24 protein-coding genes and 1 pseudogene are annotated in these 22,635 nt (G+C 71.8%); 9 read left to right on the top strand and 16 right to left on the bottom strand.

The genetic code is table 11. The features are described from left to right. Positions 1-140: 140 nt before the first annotated feature. A complete protein-coding gene (locus ABFJ78_RS00255; RefSeq protein ID WP_436383429.1) occupies positions 141-392 on the bottom strand; it encodes a hypothetical protein in 252 nt (83 codons plus the stop codon). A 431-nt stretch (positions 393-823) separates the two neighbouring features. Between ABFJ78_RS00255 and ABFJ78_RS00250 the strand changes: the two genes are divergently transcribed. After that, the gene (locus ABFJ78_RS00250; protein WP_364461084.1) at positions 824-1,078 is read left to right on the top strand and encodes a DUF397 domain-containing protein; all 255 of its coding nucleotides are present in this window, start codon (positions 824-826) and stop codon (positions 1,076-1,078) included. Between the two features lie 133 nt (positions 1,079-1,211). Here the strand turns inward: ABFJ78_RS00250 and ABFJ78_RS00245 are convergent, their stop codons facing one another. The 5 genes from ABFJ78_RS00245 to ABFJ78_RS00225 form a co-directional block, all read right to left on the bottom strand. Then, positions 1,212-1,757 (bottom strand): hypothetical protein, encoded by a 546-nt coding sequence (locus tag ABFJ78_RS00245; protein ID WP_436385346.1) that lies wholly within the window; start codon positions 1,755-1,757, stop codon positions 1,212-1,214. 55 nt (positions 1,758-1,812) lie between these two features. Next, entirely contained in the window at positions 1,813-2,955 is a 1,143-nt protein-coding gene (locus tag ABFJ78_RS00240) for a hypothetical protein (RefSeq protein WP_436383428.1), read from the bottom strand. Positions 2,956-2,969: 14 nt separating this feature from the next. After that, positions 2,970-3,362, bottom strand: coding sequence for a FixH family protein (locus tag ABFJ78_RS00235; RefSeq protein ID WP_436383426.1), 393 nt, complete (start codon positions 3,360-3,362; stop codon positions 2,970-2,972). Continuing rightward, the gene (locus ABFJ78_RS00230) at positions 3,359-4,756 is read right to left on the bottom strand and encodes a hypothetical protein (protein WP_436383425.1); all 1,398 of its coding nucleotides are present in this window, start codon (positions 4,754-4,756) and stop codon (positions 3,359-3,361) included. The genes ABFJ78_RS00235 and ABFJ78_RS00230 overlap by 4 nt, the downstream gene beginning before the upstream one ends. Positions 4,757-4,852: 96 nt before the next feature. Then, positions 4,853-5,707 (bottom strand): alpha/beta fold hydrolase, encoded by an 855-nt coding sequence (locus tag ABFJ78_RS00225; RefSeq protein WP_436383423.1) that lies wholly within the window; start codon positions 5,705-5,707, stop codon positions 4,853-4,855. 53 nt (positions 5,708-5,760) lie between these two features. Between ABFJ78_RS00225 and ABFJ78_RS00220 the strand changes: the two genes are divergently transcribed. Together ABFJ78_RS00220 and ABFJ78_RS00215 are read left to right on the top strand one after the other, a co-directional pair. Continuing rightward, on the top strand, positions 5,761-6,315 hold the full coding sequence (locus ABFJ78_RS00220; RefSeq protein ID WP_436383422.1) for a CGNR zinc finger domain-containing protein: 555 nt from the start codon (positions 5,761-5,763) through the stop codon (positions 6,313-6,315). A 199-nt stretch (positions 6,316-6,514) separates the two neighbouring features. Beyond that, the gene (locus tag ABFJ78_RS00215; RefSeq protein ID WP_436383421.1) at positions 6,515-7,531 is read left to right on the top strand and encodes a helix-turn-helix transcriptional regulator; all 1,017 of its coding nucleotides are present in this window, start codon (positions 6,515-6,517) and stop codon (positions 7,529-7,531) included. Here the strand turns inward: ABFJ78_RS00215 and ABFJ78_RS00210 are convergent. The 4 genes from ABFJ78_RS00210 to ABFJ78_RS00195 all read right to left on the bottom strand — a co-directional run bounded on the left by ABFJ78_RS00210 (position 7,523) and on the right by ABFJ78_RS00195 (position 10,853). Continuing rightward, on the bottom strand, positions 7,523-7,975 hold the full coding sequence (locus ABFJ78_RS00210) for a VOC family protein (RefSeq protein ID WP_436383419.1): 453 nt from the start codon (positions 7,973-7,975) through the stop codon (positions 7,523-7,525). The two genes, ABFJ78_RS00215 and ABFJ78_RS00210, sit on opposite strands and share 9 nt — an antisense overlap. Positions 7,976-8,053: 78 nt before the next feature. Then, entirely contained in the window at positions 8,054-8,935 is an 882-nt protein-coding gene (locus tag ABFJ78_RS00205; RefSeq protein ID WP_436383417.1) for an oxygenase MpaB family protein, read from the bottom strand. After that, positions 8,935-9,510 carry a TetR/AcrR family transcriptional regulator gene (locus tag ABFJ78_RS00200; RefSeq protein WP_436383416.1) on the bottom strand — a complete coding sequence of 192 codons (576 nt, stop codon included), beginning with the start codon at positions 9,508-9,510 and terminating at the stop codon, positions 8,935-8,937. Before ABFJ78_RS00200 ends, ABFJ78_RS00205 begins: the two co-directional genes overlap by 1 nt. Next, on the bottom strand, positions 9,477-10,853 hold the full coding sequence (locus tag ABFJ78_RS00195) for an amidase (RefSeq protein WP_436383415.1): 1,377 nt from the start codon (positions 10,851-10,853) through the stop codon (positions 9,477-9,479). Before ABFJ78_RS00195 ends, ABFJ78_RS00200 begins: the two co-directional genes overlap by 34 nt. An 86-nt stretch (positions 10,854-10,939) precedes the next feature. On the opposite strand from ABFJ78_RS00195, the gene ABFJ78_RS00190 reads away from it, so the two are divergent. After that, complete coding sequence (locus tag ABFJ78_RS00190; protein WP_436383414.1) at positions 10,940-11,968, top strand: D-cysteine desulfhydrase family protein; 1,029 nt, start codon at positions 10,940-10,942, stop codon at positions 11,966-11,968. Between the two features lie 81 nt (positions 11,969-12,049). On the opposite strand, the pseudogene ABFJ78_RS00185 reads toward ABFJ78_RS00190, so the two are convergent. Together ABFJ78_RS00185 and ABFJ78_RS00180 are read right to left on the bottom strand one after the other, a co-directional pair. Then, positions 12,050-12,613, bottom strand: a pseudogene (locus ABFJ78_RS00185) (DUF998 domain-containing protein); the annotation flags it as partial. Positions 12,614-12,648: 35 nt separating this feature from the next. Continuing rightward, positions 12,649-13,434, bottom strand: a complete 786-nt coding sequence (locus tag ABFJ78_RS00180; RefSeq protein WP_436383412.1) for a protein phosphatase 2C domain-containing protein — start codon at positions 13,432-13,434, stop codon at positions 12,649-12,651. 94 nt (positions 13,435-13,528) lie between these two features. On the opposite strand from ABFJ78_RS00180, the gene ABFJ78_RS00175 reads away from it, so the two are divergent. Then, complete coding sequence (locus ABFJ78_RS00175; protein ID WP_086675674.1) at positions 13,529-13,738, top strand: sigma factor-like helix-turn-helix DNA-binding protein; 210 nt, start codon at positions 13,529-13,531, stop codon at positions 13,736-13,738. After that, the gene (locus tag ABFJ78_RS00170) at positions 13,738-14,265 is read left to right on the top strand and encodes a Clp protease N-terminal domain-containing protein (RefSeq protein WP_436383410.1); all 528 of its coding nucleotides are present in this window, start codon (positions 13,738-13,740) and stop codon (positions 14,263-14,265) included. Before ABFJ78_RS00175 ends, ABFJ78_RS00170 begins: the two co-directional genes overlap by 1 nt. 8 nt (positions 14,266-14,273) lie before the next feature. Here the strand turns inward: ABFJ78_RS00170 and ABFJ78_RS00165 are convergent, their stop codons facing one another. Further along, a complete protein-coding gene (locus tag ABFJ78_RS00165) occupies positions 14,274-14,903 on the bottom strand; it encodes a YczE/YyaS/YitT family protein (RefSeq protein WP_436383408.1) in 630 nt (209 codons plus the stop codon). A 61-nt stretch (positions 14,904-14,964) separates the two neighbouring features. On the opposite strand from ABFJ78_RS00165, the gene ABFJ78_RS00160 reads away from it, so the two are divergent. Then, positions 14,965-16,410: a PLP-dependent aminotransferase family protein gene (locus tag ABFJ78_RS00160; RefSeq protein ID WP_436383407.1), complete on the top strand. Its 1,446-nt coding sequence runs from the start codon at positions 14,965-14,967 to the stop codon at positions 16,408-16,410. Positions 16,411-16,911: 501 nt separating this feature from the next. On the opposite strand, the gene ABFJ78_RS00155 is transcribed toward ABFJ78_RS00160, so the two are convergent. Together ABFJ78_RS00155 and ABFJ78_RS00150 are read right to left on the bottom strand one after the other, a co-directional pair. Further along, on the bottom strand, positions 16,912-18,324 hold the full coding sequence (locus tag ABFJ78_RS00155) for a hypothetical protein (RefSeq protein ID WP_436383405.1): 1,413 nt from the start codon (positions 18,322-18,324) through the stop codon (positions 16,912-16,914). 537 nt (positions 18,325-18,861) lie between these two features. Then, complete coding sequence (locus tag ABFJ78_RS00150; RefSeq protein WP_436383404.1) at positions 18,862-20,028, bottom strand: pyridoxal phosphate-dependent aminotransferase; 1,167 nt, start codon at positions 20,026-20,028, stop codon at positions 18,862-18,864. Between the two features lie 29 nt (positions 20,029-20,057). Here ABFJ78_RS00150 and ABFJ78_RS00145 point away from each other — a divergent pair, with 29 nt between their 5' ends. Beyond that, complete coding sequence (locus tag ABFJ78_RS00145) at positions 20,058-21,356, top strand: DUF445 domain-containing protein (RefSeq protein WP_436383403.1); 1,299 nt, start codon at positions 20,058-20,060, stop codon at positions 21,354-21,356. A 336-nt stretch (positions 21,357-21,692) separates the two neighbouring features. On the opposite strand, the gene ABFJ78_RS00140 is transcribed toward ABFJ78_RS00145, so the two are convergent. Beyond that, complete coding sequence (locus ABFJ78_RS00140; protein ID WP_364461034.1) at positions 21,693-22,163, bottom strand: CGNR zinc finger domain-containing protein; 471 nt, start codon at positions 22,161-22,163, stop codon at positions 21,693-21,695. A 90-nt stretch (positions 22,164-22,253) separates the two neighbouring features. On the opposite strand from ABFJ78_RS00140, the gene ABFJ78_RS00135 reads away from it, so the two are divergent. Further along, positions 22,254-22,622, top strand: coding sequence for a VOC family protein (locus tag ABFJ78_RS00135; protein WP_436383401.1), 369 nt, complete (start codon positions 22,254-22,256; stop codon positions 22,620-22,622). The last annotated feature ends 13 nt before the right edge of the window (positions 22,623-22,635 follow it).

The raw sequence follows: 22,635 nt of genomic DNA, 5'->3' as shown, positions 1-22,635 counted from the left end.
CGTCGGATGACATGAAAGAGTCGTTCATGTCATGCGCAAGCGGCGCGGGGCGGCCGCGGAAACCGTAGCCCGCAATGGCAAGAGCCCCGGTCCCATCAGGGAACCGGGGCTCTTCTGTGGTGGTGCGGCAGTTCAGGCTTTCAAGCCCGCGACCCGATCCGGCCGCGCAGCAGCGGGGTCAGGTCGATCGCGGTCTCCAGCGGGCGCGTGGTCCGGACCCCGTCCGAGTAGCGCTGCAGCGGGAGGTCCTGGTCCGTCGCCCAGGTCGTCGTCTTGCGCAGTGGTGCCTGGATCAAGCTGAAACCGAAGCGGTTCCGCAGCTCGTTCCCGATCCCCCGGCGGCCACGGCGCTCATCCTCGCGGCGGAACAGCGAGTTCATTCGGACGGCCATCGGTTACACCCCCAGCTCTCGTCGCGGTGGCAGTGCCGGGGAAAGCGCTTCCCGGCATCGGCTTCGGACCAGCTCGTTCGTGCTGCGGGCGGCGCCCGATCGGCGGGCGTGGCCCGCGGTCGGTGGCGCGCTGTCCTCGACGATCACGCTGATCCTCCCCCATGAGGTCCTGCGGTGGTGGGTTGTCGGTCGTCAGCCAGTGGCCTGCGTTCGGGGACCGCCCGTCGCATGCAGGCAGTCATTCACCGACGCCAGCGCCCCGGCCGATGCGATTAATCCTACTCCTGGAATAATCTTCATGTCGAGGCCGGACCTAGTTGATCACCCGCTTGGCCGTGCGGCGTACTCCATTGAGACACTGAGTAGCCGGACGCGGGCACGTTCGACCAGGTCGCGACCGCGCCCCCCATCGATCCTCGGAGGTACGACCCATGGCGGATTATCCGTCGTTCGCGGATTACGATCCGAACACGGCCGTGTCCCTGTTCGAAGAGGCCGCCTGGGAAAAGTCGTTCGCCAGCGAGCCCAACGGCGGCAGCTGCGTCGAGGTCAACCTCGGCCGGGAAGGCCTGATCGGCGTCCGCGACACCAAGCTCGCCACCAGCCCCGTGTTCGTGTTCGACACCGCCGAGTGGGAAGCGTTCCTGGTCGCCGTGAAAGCCGGGCAGTTCGACCTGCCCGCCTGATCCCTCCCCTGCGCGGGTGATCATGATCACCCGCCTGTGCCCTGAAATCGCGAAGGCCCCCTTCCCGTTCTCACGGTGAAGGAGGCCTTCGCGACGGCGCGGATACGCCTGAGCGCCCGATGTGAGCGGAATCTCACCCGATTGCCGGAAGCTCGCCCCCGCGCAGCCGGCTCCGCGTCCGGCGCCAGGCCACCACGACCAGCACCACGAGCCCGATCAACGGCAGCGTGCTGATCGCCCAGCTCAAGCCCATCGGTGGCCCCGGCTGCTCCAGCACCGGCAGCGCCTTCAGGTCGCCGGCGCCGGAGCCCGCCGGGCCGTTGACGGTGAAGCGGAACGTCCATTCGCCCGGCCGCGGCATCGAGCGGACGTCCAGGCCCCAGACGTCGCGCTTGCGCGGGTGCCGGACCAGCGGCTGCTTCCGGTTCTGGCCGCCCTCGGGGTTGATCATCGTGAGCGTGCCGGACTTGTCCTCGATCCCGCCGTCGGGGATGAACGTGAAGTCCAGTGACTGCATGGCCTTCAGCGGCCAAGTGCTGAACCCGACCGTCAGCCCGTACGGCCCGGCCTGCACGTGCTCGGTGTGCACGATGTTGACCGGCTCGTAGGCGTTGGCCGGCGCCGCGGTCGCGAACAGCAGCCCGGCGACCGCCGCCAGGGCGAGGACAGTCCGCTTTATGGGGGTTCCGGGTGGCGTAGCCCCCGGCCGGGGCGAAGCCCCGAAGGACACTGTCTTACGCATCAGCGGTTTCCCCCTTCTTCGCGGGCGCCAGCAGGCAGAGCATCCCGCCGAACCGCCACCCGGCGAACCCGCCGAGCAGCCCGAACAGGCCGCTGACCACGGCCGTCGTCGTCAGGTACCAGGCCGGCGGCAGGTGCGCGCCGGTGTAGAGCAGGGTGCGCTGGACCGGCAGGCTCAGCCCGATCAGCAGCCCGGCGATCCCGCCGACGACCACGGACACGCGGCCCGCGCGCCACCCCCGGCGCCGGCCGGCGAGGTAGCCCAGTTCCATCAGCGCGGCCACCGGCAGCAGCGCCAGCGGCGTCAGCGACGGCATCTCCGGCACGCCGGAAATCGCGTCCCGCAGCGGCAGGTCGACCAGATCCGCGTACGCCTTCGCCGCCCACGGCGAGAACCACCAGAAGACGCCTTGCACGGCCAGGACCATCGCCGCGGTTCCGGCCGCGCCCCCGGGCCGCCGCACGAACCCCGCGCCGACGGCCACCAGCAGCACCGCCATCATCGAGCAGCCGATCGAGACGGCGTCGGCGTAGTCGTCCGGCACCTGCTGCAGCCCGAGCGCGAGCACCGGGCCGAAGGTGAGCAGCACGGTCAGCGACGCCAGCGTGCCGAGCCGGCCCCAGCGGTGCTCCCGCGCCGCGGCGAACACCGCGGTCGTGCCGATCAGCGACACCGTGATCGCCAGCAGCAGCCCGATGTGCGGCGGCGAGTCGATGACGGCGTCGAAGCCGTAGAGCCCGTGCCACCACTGGTCCCACAGGCCGTACAGCAGGAACGTGGCCGCGCCGACGCCCGAGACCAGGTAGCCCAGCGGCGCCGCGAACGTCTTGCCGAAGACGTTGACCACGCGCCCGCCGACCCGCGGGTCGACCGGACGGCCCGCGCGCCGCGCCGCCGTCGTCAGCAGCACGACGGCGAGGCTCGCCAGCCCGACGACCGCGCTGCCCGCGTACAGGAACAGGTGCGGCAGCGTGAAGAACGTGTCCGGCCCGACGTCGCTGTGCCACTGGATGTCCCAGGTCAGCCCGACCAGTGACAACAGCGACCCGCCGAGCACGACGTTCGCCGGCAGCAACCCCGTTCGCGCCTGTTTCGCCACCGGCGTGGTGCGCACGCCGGATGCGGTGAGATCCATTCCCCCGAACCTTTCTACTTGACCAGCAACGGAAAAACGACTTGGGCGGGCCCGCCGGGACCGCGCAGCGACACGGTGATCTCCCACTGCCCGGACATCGGCAGCCCGACGCCGGTGGCCCGGAAGTGCCCGGGCCCGTCCGGCGCCGCGGGGACCGCCGGGAACGCGTGCCCCATCTGCGCCATGACCGGCGCGACCGTGACGGCGTCGGGCGCGGGCCCGGTGACCGACACCGCGAACGTGTTGCCGCCGATGCGGGGCTCGTCCGCGGAGAACTGCACGGTGTACGGCCCGGAAACCGCTTGCTGCGTCGAGGCTTTCGCGCCTCCGCTCGGCCAGAGCAACCAGGTGGCGCCGGCCGCGACGAGCAGCGCGACCACGGCGATCAGCAACGTCGGGCGCTTCATCGGCCGGCTCCGGTCGCCGGGACGTCCACCACGGCGGGGATCGTCAGCACGCGGTAGCCGCGTTCGGCCTGCAGCCAGATCCGGTACCGGCCGGGCGCGGTGAAGGTGTAGGTGAAGCTGACGTCCGGGCCGTACGCGGCGACGGTCTCGTCCGGGCGGTCGAGCTGGCCCGCGACCGGCGGGATCATCGCGTGGACGTGCGCCCACGTCGGCGCCTTCGCGGCGCTTTCCCCGACGGGACCCGTGATCGGCCCGGCGATGATGAGGTGGCCGAGCATGCCCAGCCACGGCTGGAGGTCCTGGGTCTTGAAGTGCGCGGTGACGGTGGTCGGCGTGCCGGGCGTGACGGTGAGGTCGACCGGGGTGCCGTCGACGGTCCGCGGCCCGGCGCCGGGTGGTTCGGGCGCGGGCGCGGCGGTACCGGCAAGGTCCACAGTGGACCGGACGAGCTGGACCCCGCCGCCGCGCCGCACCAGTTCGGCGGCGACCGCGTACGTGCCGGCCTCCGGATCGGCGACGCGGACGCGGTAGTCGCCGGGGCCGACGCGCACCGGGTGCAGGTGGCTCATCCGGCCGGACGGCGAGACCAGGACCAGGTGCACGAGTGCGTTGTCGTGGATCAGCAGGTCGTCGACCGGACGGCCGGTGGCGCCGTCGGTGAGGTTCAGCTTGAGCCCGCCGGGTTCCGCCTGCACCGCGAGGTTCACCGGCGGGCGCGAGTAGTCCACTGTGGACAACAGTGCGTTGGCGTACGGGTCGGTGACGTTGTCGTAAGTCGGATCGAGCTGGCTGCCGGGCGCGGGCGGCGGGGGAGTGCTCGCCGACAGCAGCGCGCCGGTGACCGCGACGGCGATCGCGGCTACCGCGCCACCGGCCGGGACCAGCGCGAACGCCGTCCGCCTCGCCTTGACGCCGACGACCAGCGCGAGCAGCAGGAACACCCCCGCCGCGACGAAGCCGCCGTAGGTCGCCTTCTCCCACGGCGGGACGACCCGGGCGGGCACGATGAACGGGATCGTCGCCGCCGGGCCGGTGCCGTCGCTCAGCCACAGTTCCCACGGCCCCGGTTTGTCGACTTGGAGATTTCCCGCGTAGACGCCCGGTTCGGCGCCGAGCACGACGTCGGTGCGCGCGCTCGTGACGCCGTCGGCCGCGACGGCCAGGTGCAGCGTGCCGGGCGGCGAGCCCTGGTGCGTCACGACGTCGACCCGCAGCGGCGACGGCGTGACGTCGACCCGGCGGATGATCACGGTCAGTTCGCGCGCGCCGAGGGTCTGCGCGACTTGGACGTCGGTGCCGGCCGGCGCGCCGTCGGCGTGCGCGGTCCCGCCGCCGGCCGCGATCCCCAGCACGGCCAGCAGCATCAGCAACGCGAATTTCGGTTTGGTCCCCATCGTGGGTCCGAACCTAGCGACGGCCGAGGGTGGCGGGCGTCACGGCGGGGAGGGAACTCCGGTCCCCAGCGCGGGGGACCGGGGCCCCCGGGGGTCTCAGGGGTTCAGGAATTTCCGCAGGTGGGAGACCACTTCGTCCGGCTGTTCTTCGGGCAGGAAGTGGCCGCACTCGGCGATCGCCTCACCGGTGACGTCGGTGGCGTACTCCCGCCAGATCTCGAGCGTCGGCAGGGTGCCGAGCAGGCCGTTCGCGCCCCAGAGGGCGAGAAGTGGCTGGGTGACGCGCTTGCCGGCGTCGAAGTCGGCGTCGTCGAGTTCGGCGTCGTCCGGGAAGGAGGCGCGGTAGTCGTCGAAGCCGGCCCGCAGGGCGCCGGGCTGGGAGAAGGCGCGGACGTACTCGGCCTGTGCTTCGGCGTCGAGGGCGTGGCGCTGGTAGGTCCAGCGTTCGAAGAAGTAGCCGAGGTAGGCGGCGATGTCCTGGCCGGCGAGGAGTTCGGGCAGGTCGGGCTGGAGGTGGAAGAGCCAGTGCCAGTAGGCCTTCGCGATGCCGGTGTCGAGGCGCTGCCACATCGCGCGGGTCGGGGCGATGTCGAGGACGGCCAGGCGGTCGACCTGGTCGGGACGGTCGAGGGCCCAGCGGTGCGCGACGCGGCCGCCGCGGTCGTGCCCGACGACGGCGGTTTTCGTGAACCCGAGGTGCTCGGCGAGGGCGGCGACGTCGGTGGCCATCGTGCGCTTGTCGTAGCCGGTCTTGGGTTTGTCGGTGCGGCCGTAGCCACGCAGGTCGGGGGCGATGACGGTGTGCGTCTCGGCGAGCGGCGCCAGGATCTTGTGCCAGCAGTGCGACGTCTGCGGCCAGCCGTGGAGGAGGAACAGCGGCGGGCCGTCGCCGGCGCGCTGGTAGTGCATCCGGAGTCCGTTGACCGTGGCCATGTTTTCTAACCGGTTCATGGGGTTAGACGGTAGCCGACGTTCTAACTGTCGGCAACGGTTAGAGTGGCGGAATGGAGTGGGCATTCGACGGCGGACGGCCGTGCCTCGACCTGGTCAACACACTGCGCGCGCGGTACGCGGACGGCGTGGAGCTGCTGACGGGACCGGACGCGCTGGCGGAGTGGCTTTCGCTGGCGGGCTTCACGACGGGCCCGGTGCCGGTGACGGCCGGGAACGTACTGGCGGCGAAGGCACTGCGCGAGGCGATCGACCGGGTCCTGCTGCCGCCCGAGGTGCCGGACAAGATGGACATCGAGCTGGTGAACAACGCGGCGGCGTCGGCTCCGGTCCCACCGCCGCGGTTGGTACTGGTGGGCGGCCGGCTGCGCCGCGAGGTCCCAGCCCCGAAGGACCCGGTGGCGACAGCGTTCGCGGCGCTGGCGGCGGACGCGATCGACCTGGCGACGAGCGACGCCGAAGTGCGGGTGTGCGCGGCGGACGATTGCGGGATCCGGTTCTGTGACGCGTCCCCGCGGCGGAACCGGCAGTGGTGCTCGATGTCCCGGTGCGGGAACCGGGCCAAGGCCCGGGCCCACTACGCGCGAACCACCGGCCGCGACGACTGACCGGCGAAGTGCCGGTCGGCGACTGTGCGAGTTGCCGGGAGTGTTCAGGGAGTGTCTCCTGATTATTCGACCTTTCGGGCCGAGGATGGGCAAATGGTGTTCTCCGATGAGTTGCAGGCGTTGATCGGCTCCGCGGGAACCCCGCCCGGTGTGGGCGCGTCGGCGGGTCTGCGTCAGCCCGATCATGGTGTGGGGTGACGTGGCACGGCCGACGGCTCGGGTATTGACGTTGCTCGAGTTGTTGCAGTCCGGTGGCACCCGTACCGCTGCTGAGCTGGCCGAGCGCCTGAACGTGGATGGCCGCACGGTGCGCCGCTACGTGGAGCACCTGCGTGAGCTCGGCATTCCGGTGGATTCCGCGCGTGGTCGTTACGGCGGTTACCGACTGGCGCGCCACTACCGGATGCCTCCGTTGATGCTCACCGACGAGGAAGCACTGGCGGTCGTCTGGGGACTTCTGCTGACGGGCCGGTCGGGGTCCGGTCCGGCCTCGATCGGTGACGTGGAGGCCGCCACCTCGAAGGTGCGCCGGGTACTGCCCCCGGCCCTGGCGCGGCAGATCGACGCGGTGGTCGAAACCGTGAACTTCACCGGCGGCCGGATCGGCGAGGCAGAGCGCGCCGGGGGTAGCGAGGAGGCCGGCGCGAGAGTGCTTCTCGGACTGGCGCAGGCGGCGGGGGACCGGCGTCCGATCGCCTTCGACTACCTGCCGCGGCACGGACGTGCACAGTCACGCACCGTTCATCCGCACGGCATCGTCGCCGTGCGCGGGCGGCTCTACCTCACCGGCCACGACGTCGGGCGCCAGGCGGAGCGGACCTTCCGCCTGGACCGCATCGCCGGCCTGCGCCTGCTGGAGGGCACGTTCGAGGTCCCGGACGACCTGAACCCGGTGCAGCGGGTCGTGGGCCCGCTCGCGGCGGGTCCCGGGCGACATGAGGTGTCAGTGCTCGTCGACGCGGACGCGGTGCATGTGCGAGCGCTGTTCCCGGAGACGCTGGCGTCGGTCGAACCGGTAGCCGGCGTCTCCGGAAATGGTCAATGGCTGAGAGTTTTCGTACGTGCGGAACGGTTGGAATGGGTCGCGGGAAGATTGGCGGCTCTCGATCAGCCGTTCGTCATCGAGCGGCCGCAAGCTCTGCGCGGGGTCATTGCCGCGCTGGGGCAGAAGCTGATCGCCGCGGCGATCGTCGATCCCGGCGGCGACTCAGGGTAGGACCGGTGGCATCTTGGGTGTCCGGTTCCGCTGCAGTTGCCGCGCCTGCGGCGTGACCGGCGTGTAGAGGTTGACGAGTGACCCTTCGGGGTCGCGGAGCAGTACGGACATGTTGCCCCAGGGCATCATCGTCGGCGCCTGCACGATGTCGAGGTCATCGCCGAGTTCGGTCTTCATGGAGGCGAGCAGGGATTCGACGTCCGCCACGACGAACTCGACGATGGCGGTGCGGTTGGCGGCCGCTCGCGGCGGGTTGTCCGTGATGAAAGCGACCCGCTCCGGCGCGCTGAGCGCGAACGTCGCGGACGGTGTCACCAGCTCGACGAAGTCGTCGGTCAGGTACTGCGGGGTGGCGCCGGTGAGGACCTCGTAGAAGCGGACGAGTCGCGGTAGGTCGTCGGTGATCACGCGGACGGAGGCCAGCTGGACGGTGTTCGTTGTCATGATCACGACGCTATCCCGGATACCGGACACAACCTGTCCGGTTCAGGAGCGTCTCCCCATCAGAACCCGACCCCACACTCACGACCCTTGCGCCGTCGAGCCGGGGCCGTGGCCGCCCACCAGGCGCTGGTAGGCCTTCGGGTGCGCGCGGAGCCACACGTTCAGCTTGCCGATCCAGCGCATGTGCGCCGTCCGGAAGCCCGGTGGGATGGGGGTCGCGACAAGCCGCACGACGCGGGCGAACCGCGCGAACCGGCGCTGGTCACGGGGAGTCCACTGTAGACCCAGCCGCTCCCGTAACACCGGTGGCAAGGTCGCCCGGATCAAGAACATCTGCCCGCGAGCCTGCAGATCCCGGACCGGCCGCCACCACGAATCACGCAACCACGAGACCGGCTTCGGCACCGTCCGGATCGTCTCGAAGAGCTGCTCGATCGCCGCGTTCGTCGCGAAACCGGCCACCATCGAGTCGTAGTACCGCTCGAACCCCGCCCAGTCCGGCGGCAGATCCCGCGCCCGCACCCCGAGCATCCGCCCGACGTCGCACATCTGCGCGTAGTACTCCTCAAGCTCCGAAGTGGACAGTGGCTGTCCGAAGAACCGTTGTGCGTCAACCGGAACCATCACCAGCGTCGCGTGCACCCACCCATAAGCCAACGGATCCAGCGCGCTGTACCGGCGTCCGTCCGAAGTGCCCGTGAACGACCGGTGCAAGGACCGCAACCGGGCCGCCTCCACCCGGGCGCCGGCCGCACCGCCGTAGACGTAGATCGACAGCGAGGCACCAGTCCGCATCAGCCGCGTCCACGGGTCCGACGTGTAGTCCGAGTGGTCCCGGACCCCCGCCGCGACGACCGGGTGCGCCACCTGCAGCACCAGCACCTGGCCCGCCAGCAGCACGTCGCGGAAGTCGCCGAAGTACTTCCACGCCGCCGTGCCGCGGACGATCGGCCGGGCCATCAAGCCCCGCGGAGCAGCATCATCAGGGGCTCGGCCACCGGTGTGTCCGTCTCGCCCGTCGCCAAGCGCCGCAGCTGCAGGCCCGCGATCAGCGCGACCACCGGGCCCGCCAGCCGGCCGGGATCGGGGACGCCGAGGGCCGACAGGATCGTCACGGCCAGCTCGTCGTACGCCGCGAAGCACCGCGAAGACGCTTCGTGCAGTTCAGGATCCCGGGCGGACTGCAAGTACAGCTCGTGCGCGCCCAGCTCGTCGGCGCCGAAGGGCAGCTGCGCGATCACCTGCTCGACCACCGACGCCGCCTGCTCGACGCTCAACCCCTCCGCGCGGTAGCCGTCGACGATCGCGCCGAGCTTCGCCGTCTCCTCCTCGACGAACAGCAGCATCGCTTCGCGCAGCAACGCCGTCTGGCTGGGGAAGTGGTAGGTCAACGTGCCGAGCGAAACGCCGGCCGCGGCGACGATCCGGCGATTCGTCAGCCCGCCGACACCGTGCTCGCCGACGACGGTCAGCGCGCCGCGCAGGATGGCGTCCCGGGTGCTTACCAGCTTGTCTCGGGATGCCGCTCCGGCCACCGTTCGACCTCTTCCAGTTGCGCGGCGAGCGAAACCAGCCGCTCCTCGGCGTGCGACGGGCCGAGCAGCTGGGCCCCGAGCGGGAGCCCGTCGGCCGTGAGCCCGGCCGGGACGTTGACCCCCGGCCAGCCCAGCACGTTCCACGGCCAAGCGTACGGGCAGGCGGCGATCATGGCCTGGTCGGTCTCCCAGCCGGACAGCCCGTCGAACGTGCCGATCGGCGGCGGCGGGGTCGCGGTGGTCGGGGTCAGCAGGACGTCGACGCGGCCGAACACCGAGCCGATCCGCCGGTGCAGCCCGGGCTCGAGCGCGCGGGCGAGCCGCAGCGCGGGCCCGGCCAGGAGCCGGCCGTGGCCGGCGTTGCTGCGCGTGCGCGGGTCGAGCCCGGCGCGGTCGGGCACCCGCAGCGTCCAGTCGCGGACGCCGGTGAGCGAGCGCGGCAGGAACGTCAGGCCGATCAGCCCGTAGTCCGGCTCGACCTCGACGATCTCGTGGCCCAGCCCGGCGAGCGTTTCGGCGAGGCGGCGCACGGAAGCTTCGACGACCGGGTCGAGCCGGGTCTTGGTGGCGGTGAAGGGAATCCGCGTCGACAGCCCGATCCGCAGCCGGCCCGGTTCGCGCGCGGCGGCGGTCCGGAACGTGCTGCCGGTGTCCGCGACGACGTCCAGCAGCAGGGCGGCGTCCTCGACGGTCCGGGCGAGCGGGCCGAGCACGGTCAGGCCGTGGAACAGCTCGCTTTCGGTCGGGATCCGGCCGCGCTGGGTCTTGATGCCGACGAGCCCGGTCCACGCGGCCGGGATGCGCACCGAGCCGGCGCCGTCGGAACCGAGCGCGGCCGCGATGGCCCCCGACGCCACCGCGGCCGCGCTCCCGCCCGAAGAACCCCCGGGGGTGTGGCCGGGGTGCCACGGGTTGCGCGTCACGCCGAAGGCGGGGCCCTCGGTGAACGGCCACTGGCCCAGCTCGGGGGTGTTCGTCTTGCCGATGATGATCGCGCCGGCCGCGCGCAGCAGCGCGACGGCGGGCGCGTCGGTGGTGGCGCACGGGAACTCGCCGGCGCAGCCGAACGACGTGGGCAGGCCGGTGAGGTCGACGTCGTCCTTGATCGCGACCGGCACGCCGAGCAGCGGCTTCCGGTCGCCGGCCCGCAGCCGCTCGTCCGCCTCGGCCGCTTCGGCGAGCGCGGCTTCGTCACGCAGGTGCTTGAAGGCGTTGAGTGTCGGCTGGCTCGCGTGCGCACGTCCGAGCGCGGTCGCGGTCAGCTCGGCGGAGGTGACTTCACCGGCGGCGAGCTGCGCGGCCTGCGCGGTGAGACCGGTGAAGTCCAGGCTCGTGGCGGTCATGGCACCTCCCGGGCGCTCTCGTTCGTTCGAACGAACGTTACCGGATACCGCTGGTCTTCGGCCACCCTTGCGGCAGACTGGGGCGCATGACGTTCGACTTCGCCGGCTTCCCCGACGCCGCACTCGCCGCGATCCCCCGCGTCGACCTGGGCGGCTGGCCGACGCCGCTGCACCAGGCGCCACGGCTCGGCGAAGCCCTCGGCCTGCGGAACCTCTGGCTCAAGCGCGACGACGTCCATCCGCTCGGCGCCGGCGGCAACAAGCTCCGCAAGCTCGAATACCACCTCGGCGCGGCCCAGGCGGCCGGCGCCGACACCGTCATCACGTTCGGCGCGCTGCAGACCAACCACGGCCGCCAGACCGCTGCCGCGTGCGCGAAGCTCGGCCTGCGCTGCGAACTCGTCCTCACCGCGAAGGTCCCGCGCGACGGCGAAGCCTACGAACGCAGCGGCAACCTCCCGCTCGACAGGCTCTTCGGCGCGACCGTCCACGTCTGCGCGGACGGCGACGAAACCGGCCGCACGTACGACCGCCTCGTCGCCGAAGCCGCCGCCGAAGGCCGGAAGGTCTTCACCGTCCCGGTCGGCGGCTCCAACGACCTCGGCGCCCTCGGTTACGTCCGCGCCACCTACGAACTCGCGAAGCAGCTCGAAGAACGGGGCATCGAGCGCGCCCACCTCGTCGTCCCGCACGCCAGTGGCGGCACCGCGGCCGGAGTGACCTTGGCCGCCGGGCTCCTGGGAGGCCTCGGCGTCGGCATCGCCTGCGTCAGCCACCCGCTCGACGAGGCCACCGAGAACCTGCACGACCTCGTCGCGGGCGCGGCCAAGCTCCTCGGCGTCGACCCGCCGTCGCTCGACCACGCGAAGCTGGGCGACTCCACGCTCGGCCCCGGCTACGGCATCCCGACCGACGCCGTCTGGGCCGCGCTACGGCTTTTCGGCCGCACCGAGGGCGTCGTGCTCGATCCCGTTTACACCGGGAAGGTGGCCGCCGCGCTGGTCGAATGGGCCGGCCACTTCGCCCCGGACGACCACGTGGTGTTCCTGCACACCGGCGGCATGCCCGGCCTGTACGGCTACGCGCCCGAATTCGCGGCGGCCGTCGAAGGCTGACTCCAGCCGGGTCGCCACCCGCAGCAGCGTGAGCAGCAGGACGACGTCGGCGAGCAGCAGCAGCCGCTGCATGACGCCGATCGGGAACGCGTCGGAGATCTGCCGGAACGGCTCGACCCCGGCCTCGCTCAGCCGCACGAACACGAAGCTGAGCGCGAACAGCCCGAACGCGCCCGCGCTCAGCCGGAGCGCCTTCACGACGGTGGCGCGTTCGGGGCGTCCCCGCAGCGACTCCAGCAGGGAGATCGCGGCGCCGGGCAGGCTGAGGAACGCGACCAGGCACGCGTAGAGGTGGATTTCACCGCTCACCGGGTCGGGTGCCTCCGGGTAGCTCGCCGGGAACACCGCGGCCGCGGCCATCCCGAGCGACCACAATGCGAGCAGCAACCGGGTCGTGCGCGACAGTGGCACCCCTGCCGCGTGCAGCGCGCCGAGCACCGCCAGCGAGCCGATGGCCAGCGACAACACGCTCGCGGCGAGCATGCCGTCGCCCCGGTCGGTCACCGTGTAGCTCGACAGCGTGTCGTACACCGGGTCGCGTGAGCTGATGATGTGCAGCACGACGGCCGTGAACAGCCCCCAGCCGATCGCGCCCAGCGCCACCAGCCGCCACGGTCTCGTGCGCTTCCCCTGTTCCGTCCCCATGCTCTCCAGGTTCTCGGAGAACGGGACGGCCGTGATCAGGGAAGACCCTGAATTCCCCCGGATGCGAAGTCGATCAGCACCAGGGCCTGGTCGTCGTGACGCTTCGGCCGCGGCCAGCGCTCGCCGTCCGGGTCCTGCTTTTCGGCGGTCCGGACGGCGTCGAGCACGGCGTCCGGACCGTCGGCGCGCGTGATCGCGAGGACTTCGCGCCAGTCGAAGAGTTCGTACTGGTCGACGCCGATGGAGACACCGTCGCTGGCGAGCAGGACGGCGTCGACGTTCGCCCGCGGCCAGCTGCGGCGCACGGCGTGCGCGGCCGCGCCCGGGTCGGCTTCGGCGACCCAGAAGCCGTCGTGGGCATTGCGTCTTCGCCGGACGTCGGCGCCGGTTTGCAGCATGCCGCGCCGGCGCAGCCGCGCGAGCCGGTCGTCCGAGACGACGTCGACGCCGAAGCCGCCGAAGCCGACCACCGGGCTGTCGGCGAGCACGAGCGCGTCCACCTGGTCGCCGAGCCAGCGCACGGCGGCGACCGTGCTCGACGGCGATTGCTGCGGGCGCAACGCGTTCTCGTCGGTCACGGCGGCGATCGCGCTGGTCAGGGTGTCCGTCAGGTCGGCTTCCGGGGCCGCGCGGAGGTCGTCGGCCAAGCGCTGGGCCAGGCGTTCGGCGTACCAGCCGCCCGGGGGTTGCGAGGGGTCGGACGAGGTGGCGCCGTCGAGCACCAGGACCGCGTTGTCCAGCACGACGACGTGGTCTTCGGTCGGGCGGGGGTGGCCGTCGGCGCCCACCCCGGCCCGCTCGGCGATCACGATCTCGGGCATCACCCGACTGTACGTCGAGCCCCGGAGACCTTCGCGCTGACGCGTCTGTCAACTCAGGTTGACAACCCGCCGATGTCAACGTAGGTTGACAGGCATGACGGAAGCGACGGACCTGGCCGCCCGGGCCGGCGACCGCGATCCCCGGGTGGGACTGCGTGCGGTCGCCGCGCTCCGGCGGCTGGTGGAACAACTGGAGGCCGTGCAGGTCCGCAGCGCGCGGATCGACGGCTGGTCGTGGCAGGAGATCGCCGCCGAGCTGGGGGTCAGCCGGCAGGCCGTGCACAAGAAGTACGGGAGGCACTGATGTTCGAGCGGTTCACGGCGGACGCGCGGCTCGCGGTCGTCGAAGCGCAGATGACGGCGCGGCAGTCCGGCTCGGTGGAGGTCGGGCCGGTGGACCTGCTGGCCGGGTTGCTCAAGACCGGGGTCCCGCTGCTCACCGAGCTGGGCGTCGCCACCGACGACCTGGCCGCGGAGCTGGAGCGGACGAGACGGCGGGGCGGGGTCAGCGACGCCGACGCCGAGGCGCTCACCGAGTTCGGCATCGATGTCGAGCAGATCGTGGAAAGCGTCGAGCGGACCCACGGGGAGGGCGCGCTCGCCGGCCGGCTGGGCCCGGCCAAGCGCGGGCACGTCCCGTTCACGTCCCAGTCGAAGAAGACCCTGGAGCTGAGCCTCAAGGAAGCCGTCCGGCTGGGCGACAAGCACCTCGGGCAGGAGCACATCCTGCTCGCGCTGGCCCGGCAGCGCGGCACCGACGACGTCCTCGCCCGGCGCGGCGCCGACTACCTGACGCTGCGCCGGGCCGTCCAGCAGCGGAAGGCGGGTTGACGACCCTGTCAGGGCTGCTGCTTTTCGCGCCACGTGGTCAGCGGGAGCAGCGCCTGGGTGAGCGGGCCGATGGCGAGCGCGTAGAGCACGGTGCCGACCCCGACGGTCCCGCCGAGCAGGAAGCCGGCGGCGACCACGGTGACCTCGATGCCGGTGCGCACCAGCCGGACCGACCAGCCGGTGCGCCCGGCGAGCCCGGTCATCAGGCCGTCGCGCGGGCCCGGGCCGAGGCGGGCGCCGACGTAGGTGGCGGTCGCGACGCCGTTGAGCGCGACGCCGCCGGCGAGCAGCACGATCTGCCACGCCAGGTCGTGCTGGTCCGGGACGAACGCCCGGACGACGTCGACCATCACCGAGATGACCACGACGTTCGCGATGGTGCCGATCCCGGGCCGCTGGCGCAGCGGGATCCACAGCAGCAGCACGACCACCGAGATCAGGCCGGTGACCGTGCCGAACGTCAGGCCGGTGTGCTTCAGGACGCCCTCGGCCAGCACGCTCCACGGCTCGAGACCGAGGCCGGCGCGGGTGACGAGGGCGACGCTGGTGCCGTAGAGGGCGAGGCCGCCGAGCAACTGGACGCTGCGGCGGACGGGGTCGCGGGAGATCCGGACGGGCCGGAGGTCGATCTGAGCCACACCGGCACTATCCGTCAGAAGTGGCCTTGTAAACCATAGCCAATTCCAGGATATTGGCCTTATGGAAGCCGCTGTCCCACTGGGTGGACGTATCTCCGGGCCGCGATTGGCCGTCATGCTGGGCTCGTGGCGGCAGGGTTCCCGGCAGGGGGCGGCCGACCTGGCCGCGGCCATCGAGCTGCAGGTGCTGGACGGCCAGCTCCCGCTCGGCACCCGGCTGCCCGCCGAGCGCGAGCTGGCCGACGCGCTCGGCGTCAGCCGGACGCTGATCGGCGCCGCGCTGGACCGGTTGCGGGAGAGCGGGTTCGTCGCGAGCCGCCGCGGCGCGGGCTCGTGGATCGCCGCGCCCGGACGGCGTCGCCGCGGCCCGCTCGCCCCGGTGGGCGACGGCTCGATCGACTTCACCCACGCCTCCTCGCCCGCCATCCCGGGCACGGCCGCGGCGGTCGACGCGGCCCGCGTCCGGCTCGCCGACCACCTGGGCGACCACGGCTACCAGGAGCGCGGCCTGCTCGGCCTGCGCGAGAAGATCGCGCGGCGCTACACCGAACGCGGGCTGCCGACTACCCCCGCGCAGGTCATGGTCACCAACGGCGCGCACCACGCGTTCGTCCTGGTCCTGCGGATGCTCGCCGGCCCCGGCGACCGCGTGCTGGTCGAGCAGCCGACGTACCCGAACGCCCTGGAGGCGATCCGGGCCGCGCACGCCATCCCGGTGCCGGTGGCGCTCGACCCGAGCGGCGAGCGCGGCTGGGACATCGCGGGCGTCGACGCCGCGCTGCGCCAGGCTTCCCCGCGGTTCGCCTACCTCGTCGTCGACTTCCAGAACCCGACCGGCCTGCGCCTGGACGCCGAAGGCCGCGCCCGGCTCGGCACCGTGCTGGCCCGCGCGCGGACGCCGGTCGTGGTCGACGAGACGCTCGTCGAGCTTGATCTGGAAGGCGACCCGCTGGCCGGGCCGCCGCCGCTGGCCGCCTTCGCCGGCGACCTGGCGATCTGCGTCGGCTCGGCGTCGAAGACGCATTGGGGCGGGCTGCGGCTCGGCTGGATCCGCGCGTCGGAGGACCTGCTCGGGCGGCTGGTTTCGGCGCGTTACGCGGTCGACCTGGGCTCACCGGTGTTCGAGCAGATCGTGCTCGGCGAGCTGCTGGACGACGACGCCGCGCTGGGCCGTCGTCGCGAGGAGCTGCGCGGCTACCGCGACGCGCTGGCCGGCGCGGTGCACCGGTACCTGCCGGACTGGACGTTCACGCTGCCGAAGGGCGGCCTGTCGCTGTGGTGCCGGATGCCGGAGCCGGTCAGCTCGCGCCTGGCGGTGGCGGCGGCGAGCCACGGCGTCCAGGTCGCGCCGGGCTCGCGCTTCGGCGTCCACGGCGGGCTGGAGCGCTGGATCCGGCTGCCGTTCTCGCTGCCGCCGGACCGGATCGAGGAGGCGGTGCGGCGGCTCAGTGCGGCGGAGGCGTCGGTCCGCGGCACGCCGGAGTCGCTGGCGGCGCCGATCGCCTAGAAAGACGAACCGGTGCGCTGGATGCGAGCCTGCTCCCAGGGATGGGCGGCGTTCATGTGCATCCAGCGCACCGGTTCGTTGATTCACACCCCCACTCGCGGACGTGACCCCGCTCGCGGGTAACCGCTGGCTTCCCGGCACAGCCCCTCGACGTGCCGGGAAGCCCGCGGTTCAGGCGCGCTCTCGGTACTGCGAATCCTCGTTCGGCGCGGTGAGCGAGGACTCCCGGAGCGCGCCCGGTGTGGGTCCCGGCGCCACGGGGGCAGCGCGGCGCCGGGACCGGGATCCGACCCGGCCGGGCGCGGTCGGCCGGTCGGAAAGACAGTGGTTTCGCATGGGTTTCAGCCCCTGGGGTACGTCGGACGCGCTGCGGCGTCACGAGACGTGAAAGAGTCACGAATTTCGTACTGGAGCAGGGGAAACGTCACGCCTCGACGGCGTGCGGAAGCGTCCTGATGATCTTGATTTGGACGCAGTTGTCCCCGGCTGCCCGGTTCGGGGTCAGTCGGGGGAGGTGGTGGGCAGGGCGGCTTCCCTGCCGGCGCCGTCGACCTCGTGGTCGCGGCTGGTGCCGATGAGCTTCAGCTGGGTGGTGGTGACGTCGTCGGTGTGGACGGCGAAGGCGTGGCGGGCGCCGCCCTGGCCGTCGTGGCCGGGCGCCGCGGTCGGGGCCGGCGCGCTCGGGGCGCTGGTGCCGCCGGGCAGGCCCGGGGTGGTGTCGCCGCCGTTGCGAGCGTGGACACCGGAGTCGCGCGGCTGCTCCTGCTTGGCGGGCAGCGTGTTCTGGCGCTCGACGAGGTGCACGACCGTGACCCGGGACGTCTGCTGAGTCGTCGTCGTGGTTTCGGCGGGCACGGTCTCGACGACGACGGCGGCGGCGGTGGTGGCCGGCTGGGTGGCGGTGTCGGTGGTGACGCCGGGCACGGTGACCGTGACGCCGCCGGAGTTCGAGCTGCCGCCGAGGATCGGGTTCAGGACGTCGTCGAGGGGGAGCAGGACGGGCGCGTCGGGGTTGTCCGCGGGCGGCTGGGTGAGCGGCGCGAGGACGGTGTGGGACAGCGTGTTCGTCAGCGTGCTGACGGTGTCCAGCGTGCCGGACACCGTGGTGGTGACCGTGTTCAGCGTCCCGCCGACCACGTTGACGACGCCGCCGACGAGCCCGCCGAGCAGGCCGCTGTCGCCTTCGGGGGTAGCGGTCTTCGTGACGGGTTCGGTCACCGACTGGACGGTGCCGACGAGGCCGTTCAGCAGGCCGCCGCCGGACGAGGTCGCCTTCGTGGCCGGTTCCGTCGCCGGCTCTCCGGCCGGCTGGGTGTCCTTCGTGGACTGCTCCACGACGGACTCGGTGCCGGTCTTCGCCGTGTCGGCCGAGGTCTCGTCGGTCTTCGCCGCGTCGGTCTCGGTCTCGGCCGCGTCGGTGCCGGTCTTGCTCGCGTCGGCCGGCTGCTGCGCGCAGGTGGCGGTTTCGCGGTGGTTCTTGCGGTGGTGGCCGTGCAGCAGGCCGCCGTGCTCCACAGTGGACGCGACGGCGTGCGGGCAGCCGGCGGTTTCGGCCGCGGTGGCGGTGCTGCCGGAAAGCGCTCCGGTGAGCAGCCACCCGGCCAGGGTCAGGCCCCCGGCGACGAGGATCTTGGCGGCGGGCCGCTGCAGCGCGGCGGCCCAGGGGCGCGGCGTGCGCCCGCGCGCGCGAAGGGACTTCCGGGTGGGGAACGAGTCCTGACCTGCGAAAACCAGGTTGGCTGGGCGGTGCACCTCGCCCGCGGCGAGGAGGTTGGCCCCTTGGCGCAACTCAGCCGTGGAGAGTGAGCCGCCGGCCCCTTGAGGCACCTCGCCCGCGGCGAGCGGGCCGACGTGGCGCACTTCACCCGCGGTGAGCGCGGAGGCGCTGCGGCGCGCGTTCGCCGTGCTGCTCACCGCCACCACCACCGTCCGCGCCTGTGGCTCCAACGCTTCGCGCTCGAGTCCGTTCTTGCTGGGGTCTTTCTCCGGCCAGGTCGCAGTTCCCCCGGGGCTGCACTCTTTCTAGCACCGCTCGGGAGTCTTTCATCTCTCCCGCGTTCGATCCAGCCCACAAGGCGGAACGGCCTGGCCTGGCAAGGCAACTGCGGCCGACGAGTTGATCACTCTCAGTGCCGTTCGGGGGTTTCGTTGCGGCCATTCGGACGATTTCTGCAACTTGCACATTTGCGCGTTGACCTGATGTTTCGCCAATGTCCATCGCGACCGGTGTTTGTTCGGTGGCGGTCAGTGTTCGTGAAGGAGTTTTTGGCCGGGTGTCGGAAATCGGTCCGCGGAGTGGGACGGGGCACACCCGTTCCGCGTGCGGTCGGTGACCAACCGACCGTCGAGCTGTGCGGCCGCGGCTCCGGAGCGTGACGGTCCGTCCTGGCGCTCGCCTCGCGAAACCGGCTCGGCGACGCGGACGGCCGCCACCGAGCCGGACCGCGGTCGTCAGACCAGTTTGCGCAATCGGGTGACGCCCTCGTCGATGACGTCGTTGCGCTTGCAGAACGCGAAACGCAGGAGGTGTTTCCACTCGTCCGGGTGATCGGTGAACACCTTCACGGGCACCGCGGCGACCCCGACGCGGCCGGGCAGCTCCCACGCCAGGTCGGCGGCGTCGGTGAAGCCGAGCGGCCGCACGTCGACGCAGACGAAGTACGTGCCCGCCGTCGGCCGGACCGTGAAGCCGGCCTCGGCGAGCCCGGCCGAAAGCCGGTCGCGCTTCTCCTGCAGCGACGCGCGCAGGCTGTCGACCCAGGCCAGCTCGTGGTCTAGCGCGTGCGCGACGGCCGGCTGCAGCGGCCCGCCGGAGACGAACGTGATGAACTGCTTCGCCGCCTTCACCGCCGCGACCAGCTCCGGCGTCGAGCAGACCCAGCCGATCTTCCAGCCGGTGCAGTTGAACGTCTTCCCGGCGCTGGAGATGCTCACCGTCCGCGGCCGCATCCCGGGCAGCGTGACCAGCGGGATGTGCTCCGCGTCGTCGAACACCAGGTGCTCGTAGACCTCGTCGCAGATCGCGATCAGGTCGTGCTCGACGCACAGCGCGGCGAGCGCCTCCAGCTCGGCGCGGGTGAACACCGTGCCGGTCGGGTTGTGCGGCGAGTTGACCAGGATCGCCCTGGTCCGCGGCGTGACGGCGGCGCGCAGGCCCGCGACGTCGAGCCCGAACCGGCCGTCCGGGCCTTCGACGAGCCCGACGACCCGGCGCTCGGCGCCCGCCATCGCGACCGCGGCGGCGTAGGAGTCGTAGTACGGCTCGATGACGATGACCTCGTCGCCGGGCTCGGTCAGGGCGATCAGCGTCGCGGTGATGGCCTCGGTCGCGCCCGCGGTGACCAGGATCTCCGTGTCCGGGTCGTACTCGGTGCCGTAGCGCAGCCGGTGCCGCGCGATCGCGGCCCGCAGCTCGGGCCGTCCCGGCCCCGGTGGGTACTGGTTGGCCCCGCCGAACAGCGCGTTCTTGGCCGCGTCGAGCATGCCGGCCGGGCCGTCGGTGTCCGGGAAGCCCTGGCCGAGGTTGACGGCGTCGTGCTTGACGGCCAGCGCGGTCATCTCGGCGAAGATGGTCGAGGTGAACGGCCGGAGGCGGGGGACGAGAGCAGGTTCGCGCACGATCAGCCATCCTCACGGACAATGGTGATGTGGAGCAACTGACCCCCGCCAAGGTGACGCCCGCCGACCCGCCGGGCGGCCTCGCCGGCGAAGAGGAAAAGCGGCGCGCGCTGCGCAAGATGAAGCTGGTCGCGCTGTCGTTCCTGCTCGGCGCCACCGTCGTGTTCCTGCTGACCAGCTGGGCGCAGTCGGCCGGCTGGCCGGGCTGGGTCGGCTACGTGCGCGCCGCGGCCGAAGCCGGCATGGTCGGCGCGCTGGCCGACTGGTTCGCCGTCACCGCGCTGTTCCGCCACCCGCTCGGGCTGAAGATCCCGCACACGGCGATCATCCCGAACAAGAAGGACGCGCTGGGCAACAGCCTCGGCGACTTCGTCGGGTCGAACTTCCTGTCCGAGGAGGTCGTCCGCGACAAGCTCAAGCGCGTCGAGATCGCCAAGCGGCTCGGCGGCTGGCTCGCGCAGGAGGAGAACGCCGAGCGCGTGACGTCCGAGCTGGCCACGGTGGTCCGGGCGGCCGTGAAAGTGCTCCGTGACGAGGACGTCCAGGCGATCATGGAGCAGGCGGTCGCGCGGCGGATCATCGACAAGCCGTGGGGCCCGCCGCTGGGCAAGATCCTGCAGGGCGTCTTCGCCGACGGCGCGCACCACAAGCTCGTGGACCTGATGTGCGACCGCGCGTACGAGTGGGTCCGCGACAGCCACACGACGATGCTGCGCGTGGTGTCCGACCGGGCGCCGAGCTGGTCGCCGAAGTTCGTCGACGAGATGCTCGCGGACAAGGTCTACGGCGAGGTGTTGTCGTTCGCGTGGGCGGTCAAGACCGACGTCAACCACCCGATGCGGCTGGCGCTGGACAAGTTCCTCGGCGAGTTCGCCCAGGACCTGCAGACCGACCCGGACGTGATGGCCCGCGCCGAGCAGGTCAAGGGCCAGATCGTGCACCACGAGGAGGTCCAGCGCCTGATCGGCTCGGCGTGGAGCACGGCGAAGGAGATGCTGCTGACGGCGGCGGAGGACCCGTCGAGCGAACTGCGCCGCCGGGTGCGCCTGGGGCTGACGTCGCTGGGCACGCGGCTGGTGTCCGACGACCAGCTGCGCTCGAAGGCGGACGGCTGGGTCGAGGGCGCGGCGGCGTACCTGGTGAAGAACTACTCGCGCGAGATCACGACGATCATCACGGACACGGTCGAGCGGTGGGACGCGGAGGAGACGTCGCGGAAGATCGAGCTCCAGGTGGGGCGAGACCTGCAGTTCATCCGGATCAACGGCACGGTGGTCGGTGCATTGGCTGGGCTCGTCATCTACGCCGTGGCGGAGCTGCTGTTCTGATGAGCCGGTTCGTATACCACATCTGAGGGACCTTCAAACCAGTTGTCCACAGGAAGCTGAGTTATCCCCGGGGTTATCCACAGGTTTTCACGGTGATGGCCTAATGGGTGTCCACAACGTGTGGGGGTCTCGGTGGTGGGGGCGTGGATATGTGGGGGGTTGCGGTCGAGTTGTCCACAGCCTTTCGAGGGTCCGCCGCTCGGATGAGACCTCGGGTGGGTGGCTCGCGAACGACGTGAATGACTCATTCATGTCGCCAGACGACATGAATGAGTCATTCACTACGTCCGTCCGGGCGGGGGATGCCGGCTGCGGGGTGGCGGCGGGCCCGGAACCTCAGCCGGCCGCGGTCTCCGCGGCTCGCGCTCGCCAGCCGCGCGCCTTCTCGCGGTTGCCGCACACCCGCATCGAGCACCACGTCCGCGAGCGGTTGCGGGACTCGTCGTAGAACGCCCACAGGCACGTGTCGGCCGGGCAGATCTTCAACCGGATCCAGTCGCCGCGGACGACCAGCCGGGCGCAGGCCGCGAACACCGCGCCCACGACGTCGTCCGCCACCAACGCCGGCCCCGCGTCGGTCAAGGAGATCCGCGTGCCGACGTCCAGGCTCCCGCCCGGCAGCCGCGGGTCGCCGATCGCGGCGCGCAGGGCGTCCCGCGCCGCGCGTGCCTCGGCGGCCGGGTTGGCCGTCAGCGCGCGCCCGGCCGCCCACTCCCGCCACTGCCCGGGATCTTCGAGCAGGTCAGTGCCCTCTTCGACGTTGACCGTGTTGAGGAACTCCACGACGAGGGAGGCGTCGGTGTGCACCGAACCAGTGTACGGCGACCGGTGGTTGCCCCCGCGTGCGCTAACCCTCATACTCCAATAGCTGGTTACTCACGATCGAAGGGAGCGACGATGAGCGCGGTACCGACGCTGGGTGTGGTGGCCCTCGACTGCCCCGACCCGGTGGCGCTGGCCGGCTTCTACCGGGCCGTGCTGGAGTGGGACGAGCCGGAAGTCGCCGAGGACGGCCACTGGGTCACCCTCGCCAACCCGGCCGGCGGCGCCGGGATCGCGTTCCAGCGGGTGGCCGACTACCGGCCGCCGTCGTGGCCGTCCGCGGAGAACCCGCAGCAGCTGCACCTGGACCTGAACGTCACGGACCTGGAAGCGGCGCACGAGCGCGTGCTCGGCCTGGGCGCGAAACTGCTGGACGACGCGCCGAAGACGTTCCGCGTCTACGCCGATCCGGTGGGCCACCCCTTCTGCCTGTGCGCCTGCTGACCGATTTGTGCGT

The organism is Amycolatopsis sp. MEPSY49, assembly GCF_051337345.1.
GTDB lineage: Bacteria > Actinomycetota > Actinomycetes > Mycobacteriales > Pseudonocardiaceae > Amycolatopsis.
The sequence above is the reverse complement of the archived record's forward strand: the minus strand, read 5'-3'. Positions and strand labels throughout refer to the sequence as shown.